The organism is Escherichia sp. WS33, from assembly GCF_046486385.1.
In the GTDB taxonomy this organism is placed as follows: domain Bacteria; phylum Pseudomonadota; class Gammaproteobacteria; order Enterobacterales; family Enterobacteriaceae; genus ECMA0423.
Map to the genome: position 1 here is coordinate 257,035 of NZ_JBJQLJ010000002.1, position 21,936 is coordinate 278,970.

At 50.4% G+C, this 21,936-nt stretch carries 19 protein-coding genes and 1 pseudogene; 10 read left to right on the forward strand and 10 right to left on the reverse strand.

Going from position 1 to position 21,936, the window contains the following annotated elements; all coding sequences use genetic code 11:
• Positions 1-53: 53 nt before the first annotated feature.
• Positions 54-1,361, forward strand: coding sequence for a thiosulfate sulfurtransferase YnjE (gene ynjE / locus ACJHXA_RS03320; RefSeq protein WP_001315663.1), 1,308 nt, complete (start codon positions 54-56; stop codon positions 1,359-1,361).
• A gap of 8 nt (positions 1,362-1,369) precedes the next feature.
• Here ynjE and ACJHXA_RS03325 read toward each other — a convergent pair whose 3' ends face one another.
• Complete coding sequence (locus ACJHXA_RS03325) at positions 1,370-1,990, reverse strand: CDP-alcohol phosphatidyltransferase family protein (RefSeq protein WP_001307237.1); 621 nt, start codon at positions 1,988-1,990, stop codon at positions 1,370-1,372.
• 86 nt (positions 1,991-2,076) lie between these two features.
• On the opposite strand from ACJHXA_RS03325, the gene nudG reads away from it, so the two are divergent.
• Entirely contained in the window at positions 2,077-2,484 is a 408-nt protein-coding gene (gene nudG / locus ACJHXA_RS03330) for a CTP pyrophosphohydrolase (RefSeq protein ID WP_000781892.1), read from the forward strand.
• On the opposite strand, the gene ACJHXA_RS03335 is transcribed toward nudG, so the two are convergent.
• Positions 2,450-2,722 carry a YnjH family protein gene (locus ACJHXA_RS03335; protein WP_000085233.1) on the reverse strand — a complete coding sequence of 91 codons (273 nt, stop codon included), beginning with the start codon at positions 2,720-2,722 and terminating at the stop codon, positions 2,450-2,452. The two genes, nudG and ACJHXA_RS03335, sit on opposite strands and share 35 nt — an antisense overlap.
• A 235-nt stretch (positions 2,723-2,957) precedes the next feature.
• Here ACJHXA_RS03335 and gdhA point away from each other — a divergent pair, with 235 nt between their 5' ends.
• Positions 2,958-4,301, forward strand: coding sequence for an NADP-specific glutamate dehydrogenase (gene gdhA, locus ACJHXA_RS03340; RefSeq protein ID WP_000373043.1), 1,344 nt, complete (start codon positions 2,958-2,960; stop codon positions 4,299-4,301).
• Positions 4,302-4,417: 116 nt separating this feature from the next.
• On the opposite strand, the pseudogene ACJHXA_RS03345 reads toward gdhA, so the two are convergent.
• The 4 genes and pseudogenes from ACJHXA_RS03345 to ACJHXA_RS03360 all read right to left on the reverse strand — a co-directional run bounded on the left by ACJHXA_RS03345 (position 4,418) and on the right by ACJHXA_RS03360 (position 9,263).
• Positions 4,418-5,458 (reverse strand): annotated as a pseudogene (locus tag ACJHXA_RS03345) (DUF1266 domain-containing protein).
• Positions 5,459-5,585: 127 nt separating this feature from the next.
• Positions 5,586-7,547, reverse strand: a complete 1,962-nt coding sequence (gene topB, locus ACJHXA_RS03350) for a DNA topoisomerase III (protein ID WP_001235800.1) — start codon at positions 7,545-7,547, stop codon at positions 5,586-5,588.
• 4 nt (positions 7,548-7,551) lie between these two features.
• On the reverse strand, positions 7,552-8,595 hold the full coding sequence (gene selD, locus ACJHXA_RS03355) for a selenide, water dikinase SelD (protein ID WP_001297659.1): 1,044 nt from the start codon (positions 8,593-8,595) through the stop codon (positions 7,552-7,554).
• Between the two features lie 116 nt (positions 8,596-8,711).
• Positions 8,712-9,263, reverse strand: a complete 552-nt coding sequence (locus tag ACJHXA_RS03360) for an NAD(P)H nitroreductase (protein ID WP_000339283.1) — start codon at positions 9,261-9,263, stop codon at positions 8,712-8,714.
• Positions 9,264-9,423: 160 nt separating this feature from the next.
• On the opposite strand from ACJHXA_RS03360, the gene sppA reads away from it, so the two are divergent.
• From sppA to pncA, 3 genes are all read left to right on the forward strand, one after another.
• Positions 9,424-11,280 (forward strand): signal peptide peptidase SppA, encoded by a 1,857-nt coding sequence (gene sppA / locus ACJHXA_RS03365; RefSeq protein WP_001259807.1) that lies wholly within the window; start codon positions 9,424-9,426, stop codon positions 11,278-11,280.
• A gap of 166 nt (positions 11,281-11,446) precedes the next feature.
• Positions 11,447-12,463 (forward strand): asparaginase, encoded by a 1,017-nt coding sequence (gene ansA / locus ACJHXA_RS03370; protein ID WP_001170162.1) that lies wholly within the window; start codon positions 11,447-11,449, stop codon positions 12,461-12,463.
• Positions 12,464-12,473: 10 nt separating this feature from the next.
• The gene (gene pncA / locus ACJHXA_RS03375) at positions 12,474-13,115 is read left to right on the forward strand and encodes a bifunctional nicotinamidase/pyrazinamidase (RefSeq protein WP_001135062.1); all 642 of its coding nucleotides are present in this window, start codon (positions 12,474-12,476) and stop codon (positions 13,113-13,115) included.
• Positions 13,116-13,275: 160 nt separating this feature from the next.
• Here the strand turns inward: pncA and ACJHXA_RS03380 are convergent, their stop codons facing one another.
• On the reverse strand, positions 13,276-13,548 hold the full coding sequence (locus tag ACJHXA_RS03380; protein ID WP_001046790.1) for a YeaC family protein: 273 nt from the start codon (positions 13,546-13,548) through the stop codon (positions 13,276-13,278).
• A 41-nt stretch (positions 13,549-13,589) separates the two neighbouring features.
• Positions 13,590-14,003 (reverse strand): peptide-methionine (R)-S-oxide reductase MsrB, encoded by a 414-nt coding sequence (msrB, locus tag ACJHXA_RS03385; RefSeq protein WP_001284613.1) that lies wholly within the window; start codon positions 14,001-14,003, stop codon positions 13,590-13,592.
• Between the two features lie 341 nt (positions 14,004-14,344).
• On the opposite strand from msrB, the gene gapA reads away from it, so the two are divergent.
• Both gapA and ACJHXA_RS03395 read left to right on the forward strand, forming a co-directional pair.
• Complete coding sequence (gene gapA / locus ACJHXA_RS03390; protein ID WP_000153502.1) at positions 14,345-15,340, forward strand: glyceraldehyde-3-phosphate dehydrogenase; 996 nt, start codon at positions 14,345-14,347, stop codon at positions 15,338-15,340.
• An 83-nt stretch (positions 15,341-15,423) separates the two neighbouring features.
• Positions 15,424-16,308: a D-hexose-6-phosphate mutarotase gene (locus ACJHXA_RS03395; RefSeq protein ID WP_001299317.1), complete on the forward strand. Its 885-nt coding sequence runs from the start codon at positions 15,424-15,426 to the stop codon at positions 16,306-16,308.
• Positions 16,309-16,358: 50 nt separating this feature from the next.
• On the opposite strand, the gene yeaE is transcribed toward ACJHXA_RS03395, so the two are convergent.
• Together yeaE and mipA are read right to left on the reverse strand one after the other, a co-directional pair.
• On the reverse strand, positions 16,359-17,213 hold the full coding sequence (yeaE, locus tag ACJHXA_RS03400; protein ID WP_001186343.1) for a methylglyoxal reductase YeaE: 855 nt from the start codon (positions 17,211-17,213) through the stop codon (positions 16,359-16,361).
• An 89-nt stretch (positions 17,214-17,302) separates the two neighbouring features.
• Entirely contained in the window at positions 17,303-18,049 is a 747-nt protein-coding gene (gene mipA / locus ACJHXA_RS03405) for a scaffolding protein MipA (protein WP_283512253.1), read from the reverse strand.
• Positions 18,050-18,484: 435 nt separating this feature from the next.
• Between mipA and yeaG the strand changes: the two genes are divergently transcribed.
• The gene (yeaG, locus tag ACJHXA_RS03410; protein WP_001019882.1) at positions 18,485-20,419 is read left to right on the forward strand and encodes a protein kinase YeaG; all 1,935 of its coding nucleotides are present in this window, start codon (positions 18,485-18,487) and stop codon (positions 20,417-20,419) included.
• Between the two features lie 112 nt (positions 20,420-20,531).
• Complete coding sequence (locus tag ACJHXA_RS03415) at positions 20,532-21,815, forward strand: YeaH/YhbH family protein (RefSeq protein ID WP_000219686.1); 1,284 nt, start codon at positions 20,532-20,534, stop codon at positions 21,813-21,815.
• The last annotated feature ends 121 nt before the right edge of the window (positions 21,816-21,936 follow it).

Genomic DNA, 21,936 nt, shown 5'->3' on the forward strand with positions numbered 1-21,936 from the left:
TCAATGCGTCAGTTCAGAATGGCGCACTCAAAACTACAATGTCGGGATTTTCGATGAAACGTGTTTCTCAAATGACCGCGCTGGCAATGGCTTTAGGGCTGGCTTGCGCTTCTTCGTGGGCCGCTGAACTGGCGAAGCCTCTTACACTTGACCAGCTTCAACAACAAAATGGCAAAGCGATAGATACTCGCCCCAGCGCGTTTTATAACGGCTGGCCACAAACCTTAAATGGCCCTTCTGGTCATGAACCTGCCGCCTTAAACCTCTCTGCCAGCTGGCTTGACAAAATGAGCACCGAACAGCTCAACGCGTGGATCAAGCAACATAACCTGAAAGCCGATGCCCCGGTAGCGCTGTACGGTAATGGCAAAGATGTCGACGCCGTCAAAACGCGACTGCAAAAAGCAGGTTTTACGCATATCTCCATTCTGAGTGACGCGCTAAGCGAACCTTCCCGTCTACAAAAACTGCCGCACTTTGAGCAGCTGGTTTATCCGCAATGGCTTCACGACCTGCAACAAGGTAAAGAAGTTACGGCGAAACCTGCCGGTGACTGGAAAGTCATTGAAGCGGCCTGGGGCGCTCCAAAATTTTACCTTATCAGCCATATTCCCGGCGCTGACTACATCGATACCAACGAAGTGGAAAGCGAACCACTGTGGAACAAAGTTTCTGATGAACAACTAAAAGCGATGCTGGCAAAACACGGCATTCGCCATGACACCACGGTCATTCTGTACGGGCGTGACGTATACGCTGCAGCGCGTGTGGCACAAATTATGCTCTACGCTGGCGTGAAAGATGTGCGCCTGCTGGACGGCGGCTGGCAAACCTGGTCCGACGCGGGTCTGCCCGTTGAGCGCGGTACGCCACCGAAAGTGAAAGCGGAACCGGATTTCGGCGTGAAGATCCCGGCGCAACCGCAGTTGATGCTCGATATGGAACAGGCCCGTGGACTGCTGCATCGCCAGGATGCATCGCTGGTGAGCATTCGTTCGTGGCCAGAATTTATCGGTACGACCAGCGGTTACAGCTATATTAAACCAAAAGGTGAAATAGCCGGAGCACGTTGGGGACACGCTGGTAGCGACTCGACGCATATGGAAGATTTCCATAACCCGGATGGCACCATGCGTAGCGCCGATGATATTACCGCTATGTGGAAAGCATGGAATATCAAACCAGATCAGCAAGTTTCATTCTACTGCGGCACCGGCTGGCGCGCGTCCGAAACCTTTATGTACGCACGCGCCATGGGTTGGAAGAATGTTTCCGTGTATGACGGCGGCTGGTACGAATGGAGCAGCGATCCAAAAAATCCGGTAGCAACCGGTGAACGCGGCCCGGACAGTAGCAAATAACATTGCAATTACTGACGCTGGTGCGACTTCAGCGTCAGATACCCACTCCACACCCGCGTAAAGGTCGTCATCCAGCACAACGCACCGAAGATCCACGCAAACCACGCAAACCATGCAGGGAATAAACATCCCAGCACAAACAGTAAGATCGTTTCTGTGCCTTCGGTTAACCCGCCCAGATAATAAAACGATTTATGCGCATAACCGGGATTATCAATCTGATGTTTCGCCGCCAGCGCAGCAAAAGCGAGAAAACTGCTGCCTGTGCCGATAAACGCAAACAGCAGCCAGCCGCCTGCCAGGGCGTTTTGCTGCGGTGCGGCGAGGATAAACCCAAAAGGTACCAGCGCGTAAAAAAGAAAATCGAGAGAAATATCAAGAAAGCCGCCCGCGTCGGTAAGCCCTCTGCGCCGCGCCAGCGCACCGTCCAGACCATCAAGCAGCCTGTTCAACAAAATGACGACAAGCGCCGCCAGATACCAGCCCAGCGCCAGAAAAGGCAGTGCCAGCACGCCGATGGCAAATCCCACTAATGTTAAACCATCTGGCGTAATGCCCGGTTTATCAAGAACCCGCACGCACTGATGCAACAACGGTTTAATCCGGGGATGAAGATGGCGGTCTAGCACAGGCACTCCTTAAATATAAAGCCTTTCTGATTGAGCAACAGTGCGGATATTATGGCATTTTTCGCTTATCTGCCCGTGTGTAATTTATGAAAATGATTGAAGTTGTTGCCGCCATCATTGAACGTGATGGCAAAATTTTACTCGCGCAACGCCCCGCCCAGAGCGATCAGGCGGGATTATGGGAGTTTGCCGGTGGTAAAGTCGAGCCGGATGAAAGCCAGCGGCAGGCGCTGGTGCGTGAGTTACGCGAAGAACTGGGCATCGAAGCAACTGTGGGTGAGTATGTTACCAGCCATCAGCGAGAAGTTTCGGGCCGGATTATCCATCTTCATGCCTGGCACGTACCCGACTTCCACGGGACGTTACAGGCACATGAACATCAGGCGCTGGTCTGGTGCTCACCTGAAGAGGCGCTGCAATATCCGCTGGCCCCTGCTGACATTCCATTATTAGAGGCGTTTATGGCTTTACGCGCCGCCAGACCAGCGGATTAGTGCTAAGGGTTTTGTCATCCCGCTGGCATTGCAGCAGTATTCCCTCGGCTTTAATTACCGCGCCTTCAGAATAATTTTTATCCTGATAAACGCAGCACTGAGTACAGGGCTGCGCTGACTGCCCGCCTGAACTGAACACTTCTGGCGGTACGTTTACCTCCACGTCCGGACGATAATGCGGGTTAGCCAGTGCAATTAATGGAAATGCTAATACTACGGCGAACAATGCTCGACTCACAGGGAACTCCTTAACGTTATTGTCTCTGCTACTGATAACGGTAGCCGGGTGGCAAAACTTTAGCGTCTGAGTTATCGCATTTGGTTATGAGATTACTCTCGTTATTAATTTGCTTTCCTGGGTCATTTTTTTCTTGCTTACCGTCACATTCTTGATGGTATAGTCGAAAACTGCAAAAGCACATCACATAAACAACATAAGCACAATCGTATTAATATATAAGGGTTTTATATCTATGGATCAGACATATTCTCTGGAGTCATTCCTCAACCATGTCCAAAAGCGCGACCCGAATCAAACCGAGTTCGCGCAAGCCGTTCGTGAAGTAATGACCACACTCTGGCCTTTTCTTGAACAAAATCCAAAATATCGCCAGATGTCATTACTGGAGCGTCTGGTTGAACCGGAGCGCGTGATCCAGTTTCGCGTGGTATGGGTTGATGATCGCAATCAGGTACAGGTCAACCGTGCATGGCGTGTGCAGTTCAGCTCAGCCATCGGCCCGTACAAAGGCGGTATGCGCTTCCATCCGTCAGTTAACCTCTCCATTCTCAAATTCCTCGGCTTCGAACAAACCTTCAAAAATGCCCTGACTACCCTGCCGATGGGCGGTGGTAAAGGCGGTAGCGATTTTGACCCGAAAGGTAAAAGCGAAGGCGAAGTGATGCGTTTCTGCCAGGCGCTGATGACCGAGCTTTATCGTCATCTGGGCGCGGATACCGACGTTCCGGCAGGTGATATCGGCGTTGGTGGTCGTGAAGTCGGCTTTATGGCGGGGATGATGAAAAAGCTCTCCAACAATACCGCCTGCGTCTTCACCGGTAAGGGCCTTTCATTTGGCGGTAGTCTTATTCGCCCGGAAGCTACCGGCTACGGTCTGGTTTATTTCACAGAAGCAATGTTAAAACGCCACGGTATGGGTTTTGAAGGGATGCGCGTTTCCGTTTCTGGCTCCGGCAACGTCGCCCAGTACGCTATCGAAAAAGCGATGGAATTTGGTGCTCGTGTGATCACTGCGTCAGACTCCAGCGGCACTGTAGTTGATGAAAGCGGATTCACGAAAGAGAAACTGGCACGTCTTATCGAAATCAAAGCCAGCCGCGATGGTCGAGTGGCAGATTACGCCAAAGAATTTGGTCTGGTCTATCTCGAAGGCCAACAGCCGTGGTCTGTACCGGTTGATATCGCCCTGCCTTGCGCCACCCAGAACGAACTGGATGTTGACGCCGCGCATCAGCTTATCGCCAATGGCGTTAAAGCCGTCGCCGAAGGGGCAAATATGCCGACCACCATCGAAGCGACTGAACTGTTCCAGCAGGCAGGCGTACTGTTTGCACCGGGTAAAGCGGCTAATGCTGGCGGTGTAGCAACGTCAGGCCTTGAAATGGCGCAAAACGCTGCGCGCCTGGGCTGGAAAGCCGAGAAAGTTGACGCACGTTTGCATCACATCATGCTGGATATCCACCATGCCTGTGTTGAGCATGGTGGTGAAGGTGAGCAAACCAACTACGTGCAGGGCGCGAACATTGCCGGTTTTGTGAAGGTTGCCGATGCGATGCTGGCGCAGGGTGTGATTTAAGTTGTAAATGCCTGATGGCGCTACGCTTATCAGGCCTACAAATGGGCACAATTCATTGCAGTTACGCTCTAATGCAGGCCGGGCAAGCGCAGCGCCCCCGGCAAAATTTCAGGCGTTTATGAGTATTTAACGGATGATGCTCCCCAGGGAACATTTCTTATGGGCCAACGGCATTTCTTACTGTAGTGCTCCCAAAACTGCTTGTCGTAACGATAACACGCTTCAAGTTCAGCATCCGTTAACTTTCTGCGATAGCAGCAGATATGCCAGTAAAGAAATCCCATTAGACTATTTTTTTGATAATCTTCTTCGCTTTCGAACAACTCGTGCGCCTTTCGAGAAGCAAGCATTATATAATGCCAGGCCAGTTCTTCTTCAATTGTCCCGTTTTGAAAAGCTGTGCTTGATATCGAGATCATCTATGATAATTCCGCCGCCCATATTAGCTTCGCCGAGGATTTACCGGAGCGATTATTAGCGCAATCAGAGATATAGTCTGAGGGAAAAACAGCAAATTTATTCAACAAGGCGATAACCTGCTCTGGGGCTTCCTCCATGTTTGCTTTAAAGGTATTGGCTCCATGGTCGCCAGAAAGAAAATGCTCCATTAAGGCACAATAACTTTCGCTATCTTCGATACCCCATTGATCCTCTAAAGACTCGCGTCTTTTACTTATGATATCGATCGAGTCAAAAGGAAGCACATGATATTGGAAGGTATCTTTGCCAGGTTCAGGCTTTCGCGGCCAGAACTCCAGCGTTTCAGACCATTGCTTATGATAGAATCGATAAGGTGCGATCAATTGTAGCGCCTGTAACTTCTCGATACTGAGCGGCTCAATACCTTTAGCCTGATAATAATGCAGTTGTTCTTTTTTTGCTTTAAAACCGGCCCGAACAATAAGCCCCATCATAATTAATAGATAAAGAAAAGAGCATCCCGCGGTAATCAGGCCTCTTTCATTCAAACCGTTGGATGTTATCGCTGCGAACACAAACATTACAGCGACAACACATGTTAAATAAAACCCCCACTTACAAAGCAGCATGGCCTTATTTTCTTTAATCATCCGTTCAAAATTACTATTAAATATTTCCCAGCCATTAAAAGAATACTTCTCGCTCCCAGGATGGTTTTGTAATAAAACTTTTTTCATCACATTCCCTGTTATTACATACTTTAGAGGCGATAATTTTATCCATGCAAAAAAAATATCCAACGAATTTTCTTGATCCGCTGGATATTTCAGAATATGACTCGAATAGCACGAAAGATTCACTCGCTTACGCTATCGCCCCGCTTCCGACTTCATCTGCTGGCGGACTTTTTTTCGCACTACGTTTACGCGGTGCAGCCTTTTTCTTATCAGCACTGCCACCACTGCCCGGAGCCACAATGCCGCGAAACTGCCGCACCGGCGTACGTTTGGCTTGATCAATAAGCTGATATAGCGTCCCCACCAGCGGCTGCATAAAGTCCTGATAGCGACACTGCTTTTCGCTGATTTGCGTCAGCACCGATTCCCAGTGCGCGGTCATGTCCGGTCGCGTCGCCATTTCTGGCAGCGAATGGAATAACGCTTTTCCGGCGTCGGTAGAGTGGATATAGCGCCCTTTTTTGGTCAGAAAACCACGCTTGAACAGCAGTTCAATAATCCCGGCACGGGTTGCTTCTGTCCCCAGACCATCGGTCGCACGAAGGATCTTTTTCAGATCTTTGTCCTGCACAAAGCGCGCGATCCCGGTCATCGCCGAAAGCAGTGTTGCATCGGTAAAATGGCGCGGCGGCTGGGTTTGCCGCTCTACCACTTCACCTTTTTCACACAGCAACTCATCGCCTTTCGCCACCACAGGCAATGGCGTACCGTCGTTTTCTTCATCGCGCTCTTTGCTGCCTAACAGCGTGCGCCAGCCTGCTTCAGCAAGAAAACGGGCTTTAGCGACAAATTTGCCTTTGGCAATGTCCAGTTCGATAACACACTTGCGGAACACCGCATCCGGGCAGAACTGCATCAGGTATTGACGGGCAATCAGGTTATAGACCTTCGCTTCGTTCTCCGTCAGGTTGATCGCAGAACTCCGTGCGGTCGGGATGATGGCGTGGTGCGCATCGACCTTTTTGTCATCCCAACAGCGGTTGCGTATATCTGGATCTACCACTGGCTGCGGCAACAGATCTGGTGCATGAACGCTGATGGCATTCATCACCGCGTGGCGTCCGGCAAAATGTTCTTCTGGCAAATAGCGACAATCGGAACGCGGATAAGTGATTAGCTTGTGCGTTTCGTACAGCTTCTGGCAGATATCAAGCACGTTCTGCGCGCTCAGACCAAAGCGTTTTGCCGCTTCAATCTGCAACGCCGAAAGCGAAAACGGCAGCGGCGCGGATTCTGATTCCCGTTTATCGTTATAGCTGGTGACAATAGCCGGTTGACCGCTGATGCGGTTAACCACATGCTCCGCCAGTGGACGATGTAACAAGCGCCCTTCTTCATCCTGGTACGGTTCACACGCTTCGCTCGGTTGCCAGATAGCGGTAAACCGCTCATCGGCAGGTGTCACGATATGTGCTTTGACTTCAAAGAAGTCTTTCGCCACGAAGTTTTCAATCTCTTCATCGCGGCGCACCACCAGCCCAAGCACGGGCGTCTGCACGCGTCCGACGGAAAGCACGCCCTGATAACCGGCATTGCGACCGAGAATGGTGTAAGCACGGGTCATATTGATGCCGTACAGCCAGTCGGCACGCGCTCGCGCCAGCGCAGAAACGCACAGCGGTACAAACTCACTGTTGGAACGAAGACGGTCGATCGCCCGCTCAACCGCCTGCGGGTTCAGGTCGTTTATCAAGCAACGCTGCACCTGCTGGCGCTTTTCCGGTGCCAGTTGCAGATAGTCCAGCACTTCATCCACCAGCAATTGCCCTTCACGATCCGGGTCCCCGGCGTGAACGATTTCGCTGGCTTCATGCAGGAAGCGTTTGATGACGTTAAGTTGTTTGGTCACGGAGGGTCGTGGCTGTAATTGCCACTTTTCCGGGACAATCGGCAAATCCGCAAGATTCCAGCGCGCATAGCGGCTGTCGTAGGCGTCTGGCTGCGCCTGCTCAAGCAGGTGACCGATACACCAGGTCACCACCTGACCATTACCGCACTCGATAAAGCCATCGCCTTTACGGTGCGGTTTGGGCAGGACATCAGCAATGGCGCGCGCCAGACTCGGTTTTTCGGCAATAAACAACCGCATTGAATTAACGGATCTCAACCATGGCACGACCGCCGCGCGCTGGCACCAGTTCGCCAATCGCCGTCAGTTCAATGCCAAACTCGGCGGCTGTAGTTTTAACCTCATTTTCTGCTTCCGGCATGACCGCCAGCAGCAAACCGCCAGAAGTTTGCGGATCGCACAGCAGATCGCGCACTTCACGCGGCATTTCACCCATCAGATGACCGTAGCTGGCAAAGTTACGTTCGGTGCCGCCAGGCACTGCGCCCAACTTAATGTACTCTTCAACCCCCGGCAATTTTGGGATCGCGTCATAGTCAACGCGCGCCTGCACACCTGCGCCCTGACACATTTCGCTCAAATGGCCCAGCAGACCAAAACCAGTAACGTCGGTCATCGCTTTTACGCCTTCGATGTTGGCAAAGGACGCACCTGCGATGTTCATCCGGCACATCACTTCCGTCGCCAGTCCCTGATGTTCTGGTTTCAACAGTGATTTTTTCTCAGCCGTGGTAAGAACGCCGATCCCCAGCGGTTTCGTCAGGAACAGTTTGCATCCGGCTTGTGCGGTACTGTTTTTCTTCACCCGCTCGGTCGGTACGATCCCCGTTACCGCCAGACCAAAAATCGGCTCCGGCGCATCGATGGAGTGACCGCCAGCCAGCGCAATACCCGCCTGACGGCATGCATAGCGTCCACCTTCGGTTACTTCGCGGGCAATTTCTGGGGAAAGTTTGTTAATCGGCCAGCCGAGGATCGCAATCGCCATAATCGGTTTGCCCCCCATCGCGAAGATATCGCTGATGGCGTTAGTCGCCGCAATGCGGCCAAAATCGAAAGGATTATCAACGATCGGCATAAAGAAGTCGGTGGTACTGATAACGCTGGTGCCATTGCCCAGATCGTACACCGCCGCATCGTCGCGGGTCTCATTACCCACAAGCAAATTCGGATCAACAAACTTCGCCTGCTCACTGTGCAGGATGGTTTCCAACACTTTTGGGGAAATTTTACAGCCGCAACCAGCTCCGTGGCTGTATTGGGTCAAACGAATCGAGTTCTCGCTCATGGACATCTCCTGTCAATGCAATCCGGGTATGGTAACCCTCATTCCGTGAAGTGATAAGTGAGAGTGTCTGAATTCCTGCGCCTTTGCTCACAATCCAGACAGTTTCGCGACAATTATCAGAAATAAGTTACAAACGGAGTCGGGTCCGGGACGTTAATCGACGTAGATGCTTTCAACTGCGGCGTGCCGAGGTAGAGAAAACCGACAATTTTATCCTGCTCACGGCAACCGAATGCTTCACGCACTACCGGACTTTCAGTTAATGCGCCACTGCGCCAGATGCCGCCAAATCCTTGGGCAACGGCTGCCATTTGCATCGCCATGACCGCGCATCCGGCAGACATTTCCTGTTCCCATCGCGGGACTTTATGATTTTCTTCGCATTTCGCCACCACCGTGATGATGAGCGGTGCGCGGAACGGCGCATTACGGGCTTTGTCGATAGCTTTGTCATCACTACCGGCAGCAATCGCCCCCTGTTCCAGTACGGCGCTGAAACGCTCGCGCCCTTCCCCTTCAATCACAAAAAAATGCCACGGTTGCATGGACTTATGGTCCGGCGCACGCATACCCGCACGCAGGATGTTTTGCAGTTGTTCACCCGTTGGCGCGGGTTCAGCCAGGCGGGAGGCGCTACGGCGATTGATCAATAGTTCGAGTGCATCCATTTGATTAACTCCTGTCGTGATATTTATTCACAAAATTAACACGAGAGTGGATTTTGTTACAGCACAGTCCGCAATTCCTGCTGACAAGTGCCGGTTGGGTCATTACGATAACCACATCTATTGCGCCTGTGACAGGTGTGACCTTAAGTTGGGAGAATACATGCGAACCCTTTGGCGATTTATTGCCGGATTTTTTAAATGGACGTGGCGTCTGCTGAATTTCGTCCGTGAAATGGTACTTAACCTGTTCTTTATTTTCCTCGTACTGGTTGGTGTGGGGATCTGGATGCAGGTCAGTGGTGGTGATTCGAAAGAAACGGCCAGTCGTGGCGCACTGCTGCTGGACATTTCTGGTGTGATCGTCGATAAACCCGACAGTTCTCAGCGGTTTAGTAAATTAAGCCGCCAGCTGCTTGGTGCCAGTTCCGATCGTCTGCAGGAAAACTCACTGTTTGATATCGTCAACACCATTCGCCAGGCGAAGGACGACCGCAATATCACCGGTATCGTGATGGATCTGAAAAACTTCGCAGGCGGCGACCAGCCGTCTATGCAGTACATCGGCAAAGCCCTGAAAGAGTTTCGTGACAGCGGGAAACCGGTTTATGCCGTTGGCGAGAACTACAGCCAGGGGCAATATTATCTCGCCAGTTTCGCCAATAAAATTTGGCTGTCACCGCAAGGCGTGGTTGATCTGCACGGTTTTGCTACCAACGGTCTGTACTACAAATCGTTGCTGGATAAGCTGAAAGTTTCCACCCATGTGTTCCGCGTGGGTACGTATAAATCTGCCGTTGAACCGTTTATTCGTGATGATATGTCACCGGCAGCGCGCGAAGCTGACAGCCGCTGGATTGGTGAGCTGTGGCAAAACTATCTGAATACTGTTGCCGCTAACCGGCTGATCCCTGCTCAGCAGGTATTCCCTGGCGCGCAAGGGTTGCTTGTGGGTTTAACCAAAACCGGTGGCGATACCGCGAAATATGCACTGGAAAACAAGCTGGTCGATGCACTGGCATCGAGTGCCGAAATCGAAAAAGCTCTGACCAAAGAGTTCGGCTGGAGTAAGACTGATAAAAATTATCGCGCCATCAGTTATTACGATTACGCATTGAAAACGCCGGCAGATACCGGTGACAGCATCGGTGTCGTCTTCGCTAATGGCGCAATTATGGATGGCGAGGAAACTCAGGGGAATGTTGGCGGTGATACCACTGCGGCACAAATCCGCGACGCTCGCCTTGACCCGAAAGTGAAAGCGATTGTCCTGCGTGTTAATAGCCCAGGCGGCAGCGTTACCGCGTCTGAAGTGATTCGCGCTGAACTGGCAGCAGCCCGGGCAGCGGGTAAGCCTGTGGTTGTATCGATGGGCGGCATGGCGGCATCTGGTGGTTACTGGATTTCCACGCCAGCTAATTACATTGTGGCTAACCCCAGCACCCTGACCGGTTCTATCGGTATCTTCGGCGTGATCACCACCGTAGAAAATAGTCTGGATTCGATTGGTGTTCATACTGATGGTGTCTCAACTTCACCGCTGGCGGATGTTTCTATCACCAGGGCACTGCCGCCGGAAGCGCAGCAGATGATGCAATTAAGCATTGAGAATGGCTATAAACGCTTTATCACGCTGGTTGCTGATGCGCGTCATTCGACGCCGGAGCAAATTGATAAAATCGCCCAGGGCCACGTCTGGACCGGTCAGGATGCAAAAGCTAACGGGCTGGTCGATAGTCTCGGGGATTTCGATGATGCGGTTGCCAAAGCAGCAGAGCTGGCAAAAGTGAAACAGTGGCATCTGGAATACTACGTTGATGAACCGACCTTCTTCGACAAAGTGATGGACAACATGTCTGGTTCTGTCCGGGCAATGTTGCCAGATGCGTTCCAGGCCATGTTACCTGCACCGCTTGCCTCGGTAGCCTCTACCGTTAAAAGTGAAAGCGACAAGCTGGCCGCGTTTAACGACCCACAAAACCGTTATGCGTTTTGCCTGACCTGCGCCAACGTGCGTTAAGTCTTGTACTGAGTGGCCGACAGATCGTCGGCCACATTATTTTTTACCTCGACGAATCCTCTTCCCGCTGTCTCGACCCATATTTCCTTATCCGCATAGTATCAGGTGCGCTCCTCCTGCCTCACGTATATACTTTTGCTCTTTCGATATCATTCATATCAATATCATGCAAAAGAAATCAATTTACGTCGCCTACACGGGCGGGACCATCGGGATGCAGCGTTCCGAGCAGGGTTATATTCCGGTGTCAGGTCATCTACAACGCCAACTGGCGCTGATGCCGGAATTCCATCGCCCGGAGATGCCAGATTTCACCATTCATGAATATACGCCGTTGATGGATTCTTCTGATATGACGCCGGAAGACTGGCAGCATATTGCTGAAGATATTAAAGCGCACTATGACGACTATGATGGTTTTGTCATTCTACACGGTACCGACACGATGGCGTATACCGCCTCTGCGCTGTCGTTCATGCTCGAGAATCTCGGTAAACCGGTCATTGTGACAGGGTCACAAATCCCGCTGGCTGAGTTACGCTCTGACGGACAAATTAATCTGCTGAATGCGTTGTACGTTGCGGCGAATTATCCGATCAACGAAGTAACGCTCTTTTTCAATAACCGATTGTATCGCGGCAACCGCACTACCAAAGCCCATGCCGATGGTTTTGATGCGTTTGCCTCTCCAAACCTTCCTCCGTTACTGGAAGCTGGTATCCATATTCGTCGTTTGAATACGCCACCCGCCCCGCACGGTGAAGGGGAATTAATCGTTCATCCAATCACGCCACAACCAATTGGCGTAGTGACGATTTATCCGGGGATTTCTGCTGATGTCGTGCGCAATTTTCTGCGCCAACCGGTGAAAGCATTGATTCTGCGCTCCTATGGCGTGGGTAATGCGCCACAAAACAAAGCCTTCCTGCAGGAATTACAAGAAGCCAGCGATCGCGGTATTGTGGTGGTTAACCTGACACAATGTATGTCCGGTAAAGTGAACATGGGTGGTTATGCCACCGGTAACGCCCTCGCCCATGCCGGCGTAATTGGCGGTGCAGATATGACTGTAGAAGCTACGCTAACCAAACTGCATTACCTGCTGAGCCAGGAACTGGATACTGAAACCATTCGCAAGGCCATGAGCCAAAACCTGCGCGGCGAACTGACGCCGGATGATTAAGGAGACTGCAATGCCCCCTCGCGCCCTGTTACTGGTCGATTTACAAAATGATTTCTGTGCTGGTGGCGCGCTCGCCGTGCCGGAAGGTGACAGTACGGTGGATGTCGCTAACCGCCTTATTGACTGGTGCCAGTCGCGCGGTGAAGCGGTTATCGCCAGTCAGGACTGGCACCCGGCGAATCACGGCAGTTTTGCCAGTCAGCACTGTGTAGAGCCTTATATGCCAGGTCAACTCGACGGTTTGCCACAAACCTTCTGGCCAGATCACTGTGTGCAGAACAGTGAAGGCGCACAATTACATCCGTTACTGAACCAAAAAGCGATCGCAGCGGTGTTCCATAAAGGCGAAAATCCTTTAGTTGACAGTTACAGTGCCTTTTTTGATAACGGCCGTCGGCAGAAAACCTCTCTCGATGACTGGTTACGCGATCATGAAATCGATGAATTGATCGTTATGGGCCTGGCTACTGACTATTGCGTGAAGTTTACCGTGCTGGACGCGTTACAGTTAGGTTATAAAGTAAACGTGATTACCGATGGTTGTCGTGGCGTGAATATCCAGCCCCAGGACAGTGCGCACGCGTTTATGGAGATGTCAGCAGCTGGGGCAACGCTATATACGCTGGCAGACTGGGAAGAGACGCAGGGGTAATATTAGTTGAATTCATCTCTGGCCTACATTTCCTCAATGACATTGTAGGCCAGATAATACTTGTCAGTGTTGCATTTAACCTACTTGCAGCTAAAACACGACGTCCTAACAAGTATATTTGCCCTCCCTTAATAACAGGCTTAAATACTAGATAACTCATTCACTTAAACATAGCAATAGGCTTTGCTGAGATACCAAAATCTTCTTTTAACTGCTGTTTGCTCTTCATGACCATCTGACCATTTGTGTCAATTGTCATATGCTGTGCTTCGGTATTATGGCGGGCTTGCCACAGCATCACCAGTTGCAGGCAATTCTCTTTTTGTTCCTCGGTCAACGCAACGCCATCAGGCCATTTCCCCAGTTCAACGGCGGTCGACAAACGCTGGTATACCTCAGGCGTCATGCTGTTGATAATGTCATCAAGATTCATAATTTTTCCGCTCCTGTGGAATAAGTTGCTGAATCGTTTTTTCAACCGTTGATTTCTTCGCCGTTTTCGCCATCGGTAAAGCGTAAAGAAGCAGAGTTAACACAATAACGTTCGCCTGTTGGTTGCGGCCCGTCGGGAAAGACATGCCCCAGATGGGCATCACAGTTACCGCAACGAATTTCTATGCGCTGCATTCCATGTGACAAGTCTTTGATATAACGAATGGATTCTTCACTCACCGGTTCGTAGAAACTGGGCCAGCCACAGCCGGAATCATACTTGGTTTCGGAATGAAACAGCGGGGCATCGCAGATCAAACAGTGATATACGCCGTCACGCTTGTTATGCAGTAAACGACCCGTAAATGGCGGTTCTGTCCCATGATTCTGCGTCACGTAAAACTGCATCTCGGACAAATTTTTTTTCAGTTCTTCTGCCGAAGGTTTATTAGCCATTTGCTCACATCTCACTTTAATCGTGCTCACATTACGTGACTGATTCTAACAAAACATTAACACCAACTGGCAAAATTTTGTCCTAAACTTGATCTCGACGAAATGGCTGCACCTAAATCGTGATGAAAATCACATTTTTATCGTAATTGCCCTTTAAAATTCGGGGCGCCGACCCCATGTGGTCTCAAGCCCAAAGGAAGAGTGAGGCGAGTCAGTCGCGTAATGCTTAGGCACAGGATTGATTTGTCGCAATGATTGACACGATTCCGCTTGACGCTGCGTAAGGTTTTTGTAATTTTACAGGCAACCTTTTATTCACTAACAAATAGCTGGTGGAATATATGACTATCAAAGTAGGTATCAACGGTTTTGGCCGTATCGGTCGCATTGTTTTCCGTGCTGCTCAGAAACGTTCTGACATCGAGATCGTTGCAATCAACGACCTGTTAGACGCTGATTACATGGCATACATGCTGAAATATGACTCCACTCACGGCCGTTTCGACGGTACCGTTGAAGTGAAAGACGGTCATCTGATCGTTAACGGTAAAAAAATCCGTGTTACCGCTGAACGTGATCCGGCTAACCTGAAATGGGACGAAGTTGGTGTTGACGTTGTCGCTGAAGCAACTGGTCTGTTCCTGACTGACGAAACTGCTCGTAAACACATCACCGCTGGTGCGAAGAAAGTGGTTATGACTGGTCCGTCTAAAGACAACACTCCGATGTTCGTTAAAGGCGCTAACTTCGACAAATATGCTGGCCAGGACATCGTTTCCAACGCTTCCTGCACCACCAACTGCCTGGCTCCGCTGGCTAAAGTTATCAACGATAACTTCGGCATCATCGAAGGTCTGATGACCACCGTTCACGCTACTACCGCTACTCAGAAAACCGTTGATGGCCCGTCTCACAAAGACTGGCGCGGCGGCCGCGGCGCTTCCCAGAACATCATCCCGTCCTCTACCGGTGCTGCTAAAGCTGTAGGTAAAGTACTGCCAGAACTGAATGGCAAACTGACTGGTATGGCGTTCCGCGTTCCGACCCCGAACGTATCCGTAGTTGACCTGACCGTTCGTCTGGAAAAAGCTGCAACTTACGAGCAGATCAAAGCTGCCGTTAAAGCTGCTGCTGAAGGCGAAATGAAAGGCGTTCTGGGCTACACCGAAGATGACGTAGTATCTACCGATTTCAACGGCGAAGTTTGCACTTCCGTGTTCGATGCTAAAGCTGGTATCGCTCTGAACGACAACTTCGTGAAACTGGTATCCTGGTACGACAACGAAACCGGTTACTCCAACAAAGTTCTGGACCTGATCGCTCACATCTCCAAATAAGTTGAGATGACACTGTGATCTAAAAAGAGCGACTTCGGTCGCTCTTTTTTTTACCTGATAAAATGAAGTTAAAGGACTGCGTCATGATTAAGAAAATTTTTGCCCTTCCGGTCATCGAACAAATCTCCCCTGTCCTCTCCCGTCGTAAACTGGATGAACTGGACCTCATTGTGGTCGATCATCCCCAGGTAAAAGCCTCTTTTGCATTACAGGGCGCACACCTTCTCTCGTGGAAACCTGCGGGTGAAGAAGAAGTTCTGTGGTTGAGCAACAACACACCGTTCAAAAATGGCGTCGCTATTCGCGGTGGCGTACCGGTTTGCTGGCCGTGGTTTGGTCCGGCGGCACAACAAGGTCTGCCTGCGCACGGTTTTGCCCGCAACCTGCCGTGGACGCTGAAATCACATCGTGAAGATGCTGATGGCGTAGCGCTGACTTTTGAATTGACGCAAAGCGAAGAGACGAAAAAATTCTGGCCGCACGACTTTACGCTGTTAGCGCATTTCCGCGTGGGTAAAACCTGTGAAATCGATCTTGAATCACATGGCGAATTTGAAACCACCTCTGCCCTGCATACCTACTTTAACGTGGGTGATATCGCTAAGGTAAGCGTCAGTGGGCTGGGCGATCGCTTCATTGATAAAGTAAATGACGCGAAAGAAGATGTACTGACCGACGGTATTCAGACCTTCCCTGACCGTACCGATCGCGTGTATCTGAATCCGCAAGATTGCAGCGTGATTAATGATGAAGCGCTGAATCGTATTATCGCCGTAGGCCACCAGCATCATCTGAACGTTGTCGGCTGGAACCCGGGACCGGCGCTTTCAGTTAGCATGGGCGACATGCCGGATGATGGCTACAAAACATTTGTTTGTGTAGAAACGGCTTACGCTTCAGAAACGCAAAAAGTGACCAAAGAGAAACCTGCACATCTGGCGCAATCCATTCGCGTTGCGAAACGTTAATTTGCGTTAATGTTGTGTGCCGGGTGCGATGCATCCGGCACGTATCAACATCACACCATATCCAGCGCAGTTTTTCCTTTTGGTGCCGGATACGCTTTATCCAGCATGGTTAATTCCGCTGACGAAAGTTCGACCTCAAGCACAGCCGCATTCTGTTGGACATGGGCAATCGTGGCCGCTTTTGGAATCGCCATCACACCCTGATGGCTGATTACCCACGCCAACAATACTTGTGCCGCGCTGATATTGTGAGCATGTGCAATTTCGTTGACTACCGCGTTTTTTAACAGTCCATTGCGCAACCGCCCGGCCTGGGCTAATGGACTGTAAGCCATCACCGGCATCTGCTGTTGCTGGCACCAGGGGAGTAGATCGTACTCAATCCCTCGTGAACCGAGATGGTAAAGCACCTGATTAGTGGCACACTGATTTCCCCCCGGCAGCTGCCAGAGTTCCTGCATATCAGCATGATCAAGGTTAGAAACGCCCCAGCGGCGGATTTTTCCCTGGGCGATCAATTTTTCCATCGCTGCCACAGTCTCTTCAAAAGCGAAACTGCCAGACCAGTGTAATAAGTAGAGATCGAGATAATCAGTATTGAGACGGCGTAAACTGGCTTCGCATGCATTTATCGCTTTTTGCCCGCCAGCATTCCACGGATAGACTTTAGAGACGAGAAAGACGTTATCGCGCAGACCGGTTAATGCTTCCCCAACCACCTTTTCGGCACCGCCATCGGCATACATTTCGGCGGTATCAATGAGGGTTAAACCGAGCTCAATGCCCGCGCGTAGTGCAGCAACTTCTGTTTTGCGCTGACTGGCATCTTCGCCCATATACCATGTTCCCTGCCCTATGGCTGGCAGTGAGACATCGCCACTAAATTGAATCATTTTTTGTTGCATTGTTTCCTCCCAGGTATTGCACCACCGTAATGCAAAACAGGGCGTGACGCCCTGTTTTTATGCACAAAATGCCCTGGAAAGATGCATTATCAGAATTTGTAGGTGATCCCGGTAGAAATCAGGCCAGTCCAGGATTTATCCACCATCGGGCTGTCAGTAACTTCATCAGACAGACGGGTATAGCGCGCGGTACCGTAAACACTCCAGTCGACGAGGAAGTTGTAGCTGGCGCTCAGCTCCAGGTAAGGGCTCCAGCTGTCGTTCGGGTTATAGCCACGCAGACCGCTGCGAGCGGACTCTTTGCGCGATACGCCATAATAGTATTCGTTCTGGTTTTCGCTGTTCCACTGCACACCGATACCCGGGGTCACGGTCAGGCCGCCGTTGGTGTAACGATACAACCAGGCCATATCCCAGACGATGCCGTTGCTGTTATCCAGGGTATCGCCAGCCAGGGTGGTACGCAGGTAACCGTACTGGGTAAAGTGAGCATAAGACAGACCAGCCATCATGGTGCTCTTACGGTCATCCAGGTGACGCATTTGGTGATTGCCACTGTCTTTCGCTTTGAAGTAAAGCGGCGACCAATAAGCGGTAATTGAAAGTTTGTCCGTTGCGTCATTCCACAGGTAGTAACCACCACCTAAGCCACGGAACCAGAAGTTATCGCCTTCATAGTTGATTACCGGTACTGGGTAAACATCGGTATCGTAATCTTTATATGGGTGCTCAACGACACCTACGCCTGCGCCCAGGGAAAATTTACCTTCAGCGTGCGCTACGCCTGCAGACGTTGCGATAAGCACTCCAAGTGCCAGAAGTTTGAGTTTGGTCACAATTAATCATTCCTTAAACAAATGTTTAGCGGGCGACAAAGTTTACCCGTCAATACATCGAAACCCAACCTTTTTACGTTTTCATTTTTTAAAGTAACTGTTTAATTTTCCTGACGCGGATGACACCGCGCTTACAGCCAAATGAATTTAGCGTTACTGGCTACCCTGGTCTTTACATTAATTATGCAAAATTTATGGATGAGTTGTTGATATGCCATTGAAATTAAGAAAGCCGTGCAGGCAAGTTTTCCATTTGCCATCTACGCTTAATTTTGAAGGTGTATCACCGGGCACGTTGTTCTCATCGTCGATAAAATGGCATGAGAGTTGCTGTGTTTTAGCAAGAGACGTCGTTCAGTTTACCTCTTCCGGGAGCCTCTACTATTCATATGAACGGCTCTTAACCTGTGCTAAAAAACGAAAGGACGGCATACCATGAATATATTCGATCACTATCGCCAGCGATATGAAGCTGCCAAGGACGAAGAGTTCACACTGCAGGAGTTTCTTACCACTTGTCGGCAAGATCGCAGTGCTTATGCCAACGCGGCTGAGCGGCTATTGATGGCTATCGGTGAGCCTGTCATGGTCGATACAGCCCAGGAACCCAGACTTTCTCGACTCTTTTCTAACCGGGTCATTGCACGTTATCCGGCATTTGAAGAGTTTTACGGCATGGAAGACGCGATTGAACAGATTGTCTCTTATCTGAAACACGCGGCTCAGGGGCTGGAAGAGAAGAAACAAATCCTGTATCTGCTGGGGCCTGTGGGTGGGGGTAAATCATCGCTTGCTGAGCGACTGAAATCATTAATGCAGCTCGTACCGATTTATGTATTGAGCGCCAACGGTGAGCGTAGCCCGGTCAACGATCATCCGTTCTGTCTTTTCAATCCGCAGGAAGATGCTCAGATTCTGGAAAAAGAGTATGGCATTCCTCGCCGTTATCTCGGCACCATCATGTCGCCATGGGCGGCAAAACGCCTGCATGAATTTGGTGGCGATATCACTAAGTTCCGGGTAGTGAAGGTCTGGCCGTCAATTCTGCAACAAATTGCTATCGCCAAAACGGAACCCGGTGATGAGAACAACCAGGACATCTCCGCGCTGGTTGGGAAAGTCGATATTCGTAAACTCGAACACTACGCGCAGAATGACCCGGACGCCTACGGCTATTCCGGTGCGCTGTGCCGCGCCAACCAAGGGATCATGGAATTTGTCGAGATGTTTAAAGCACCGATAAAAGTGCTGCATCCGCTGTTAACCGCCACTCAGGAAGGTAACTACAACGGGACGGAAGGTATCTCCGCCCTGCCGTTCAACGGGATTATTCTCGCCCACTCGAACGAATCCGAATGGGTCACTTTCCGTAATAACAAAAACAACGAAGCCTTCCTCGACCGTGTTTACATCGTGAAGGTGCCGTATTGCTTACGCATTTCCGAAGAGATCAAAATCTACGAGAAATTGCTTAATCACAGTGAATTGACTCACGCCCCCTGCGCCCCTGGCACGCTGGAAACGCTGTCACGTTTTTCCATTCTTTCGCGCCTTAAAGAGCCAGAAAACTCCAGCATTTATTCAAAGATGCGGGTTTATGATGGCGAAAGTCTGAAAGACACCGATCCCAAAGCCAAGTCGTATCAGGAATATCGTGACTACGCCGGTGTCGATGAAGGGATGAACGGTCTGTCGACGCGTTTTGCGTTTAAGATCCTCTCCCGCGTGTTCAACTTCGATCATGTAGAAGTGGCGGCAAACCCGGTCCATCTGTTCTACGTCCTGGAACAGCAGATCGAGCGCGAGCAGTTCCCACAAGAGCAGGCAGAACGCTATCTGGAGTTCCTGAAAGGTTATCTGATCCCGAAATATGCCGAGTTTATCGGCAAAGAGATCCAGACGGCCTACCTTGAATCCTATTCCGAATATGGGCAAAACATTTTCGACCGTTATGTTACCTACGCGGATTTCTGGATTCAGGATCAGGAGTATCGCGATCCGGATACCGGGCAGCTGTTTGACCGCGAGTCTCTTAACGCCGAGCTGGAGAAAATCGAGAAACCGGCGGGGATCAGTAATCCAAAAGATTTCCGCAACGAGATTGTTAACTTCGTACTGCGCGCCAGAGCGAATAACAGCGGACGCAATCCGAACTGGACCAGCTATGAAAAACTGCGCACGGTTATCGAGAAGAAAATGTTCTCCAATACCGAGGAGCTGTTGCCGGTTATCTCGTTTAACGCCAAAACGTCAACCGACGAGCAGAAGAAACACGACGACTTTGTCGACCGTATGATGGAAAAAGGCTACACCCGTAAACAGGTGCGTTTACTGTGCGAATGGTATTTGCGCGTACGTAAATCGTCTTAACAACCCTGGCCCGGTACACATGTTACCGGGCCTACAACGACAGCGAACCGTGGGCCTGAGAAGCGGCAACACAGGCGTAGCATACAGTTGGCAAATGTAGTACGGGGGGCATATGACCTGGTTTATTGACCGGCGTCTGAACGGCAAAAACAAAAGCATGGTGAATCGCCAGCGTTTTTTACGCCGTTATAAAGCGCAAATTAAACAGTCGATCTCCGAGGCCATTAATAAGCGTTCGGTGACTGACGTCGACAGCGGCGAATCCGTATCCATTCCCACGGAAGATATTAGCGAACCGATGTTTCATCAGGGGCGTGGCGGTCTGCGCCACCGCGTGCATCCGGGCAATGACCATTTCGTCCAGAACGACCGAATTGAACGTCCCCAGGGTGGCGGCGGAGGTTCCGGCAGTGGTCAGGGCCAGGCCAGCCAGGATGGTGAAGGTCAGGATGAATTTGTCTTTCAGATTTCGAAAGATGAGTATCTTGATTTGCTCTTTGAAGATTTGGCCTTACCGAATCTGAAACAAAACCAACAACGCCAGCTGACCGAATATAAAACGCATCGGGCGGGTTATACTGCTAACGGCGTTCCGGCCAATATCAGCGTTGTGCGTTCCTTGCAGAACTCACTGGCGCGACGCACAGCCATGACGGCAGGCAAGCGGCGGGAACTTCATGCACTGGAAGAGAATTTGGCCATCATCAGCAACAGTGAACCTGCGCAGCTGCTGGAAGAGGAACGTCTGCGCAAAGAAATTGCAGAATTACGTGCCAAAATTGAACGCGTCCCTTTTATTGACACCTTCGATTTACGTTACAAGAACTACGAGAAGCGGCCCGATCCCTCCAGCCAGGCAGTGATGTTTTGCCTGATGGACGTTTCCGGTTCAATGGATCAATCCACTAAAGATATGGCTAAGCGTTTTTATATTCTGCTGTATCTGTTCCTCAGCAGAACGTATAAGAACGTGGAAGTCGTATACATCCGCCATCATACCCAGGCGAAAGAAGTCGATGAACATGAGTTTTTCTACTCGCAGGAAACAGGCGGCACCATTGTTTCCAGCGCCCTGAAACTGATGGATGAGGTAGTGAAAGAGCGTTATAACCCGGCACAGTGGAATATTTACGCTGCACAAGCATCGGACGGCGATAACTGGGCCGATGACTCTCCGCTTTGCCATGAAATCCTGGCGAAAAAATTATTACCTGTTGTTCGTTATTACAGCTATATCGAAATTACCCGTCGTGCACATCAGACATTGTGGCGAGAATATGAGCATCTGCAATCTACTTTCGACAACTTTGCGATGCAGCACATCCGCGACCAGGATGATATTTATCCGGTGTTCCGTGAACTGTTTCATAAACAAAATGCAACAGCTAAAGACTAAAACTATCAGCCAGGTCATTATCGCCTGGCTGATTTTTAGCTTACTGTAAATTATCTCATTTATTACATACATTAGCTTACAATCGCTTTAAATATGACAGCATAACCTTTACATAATTTAG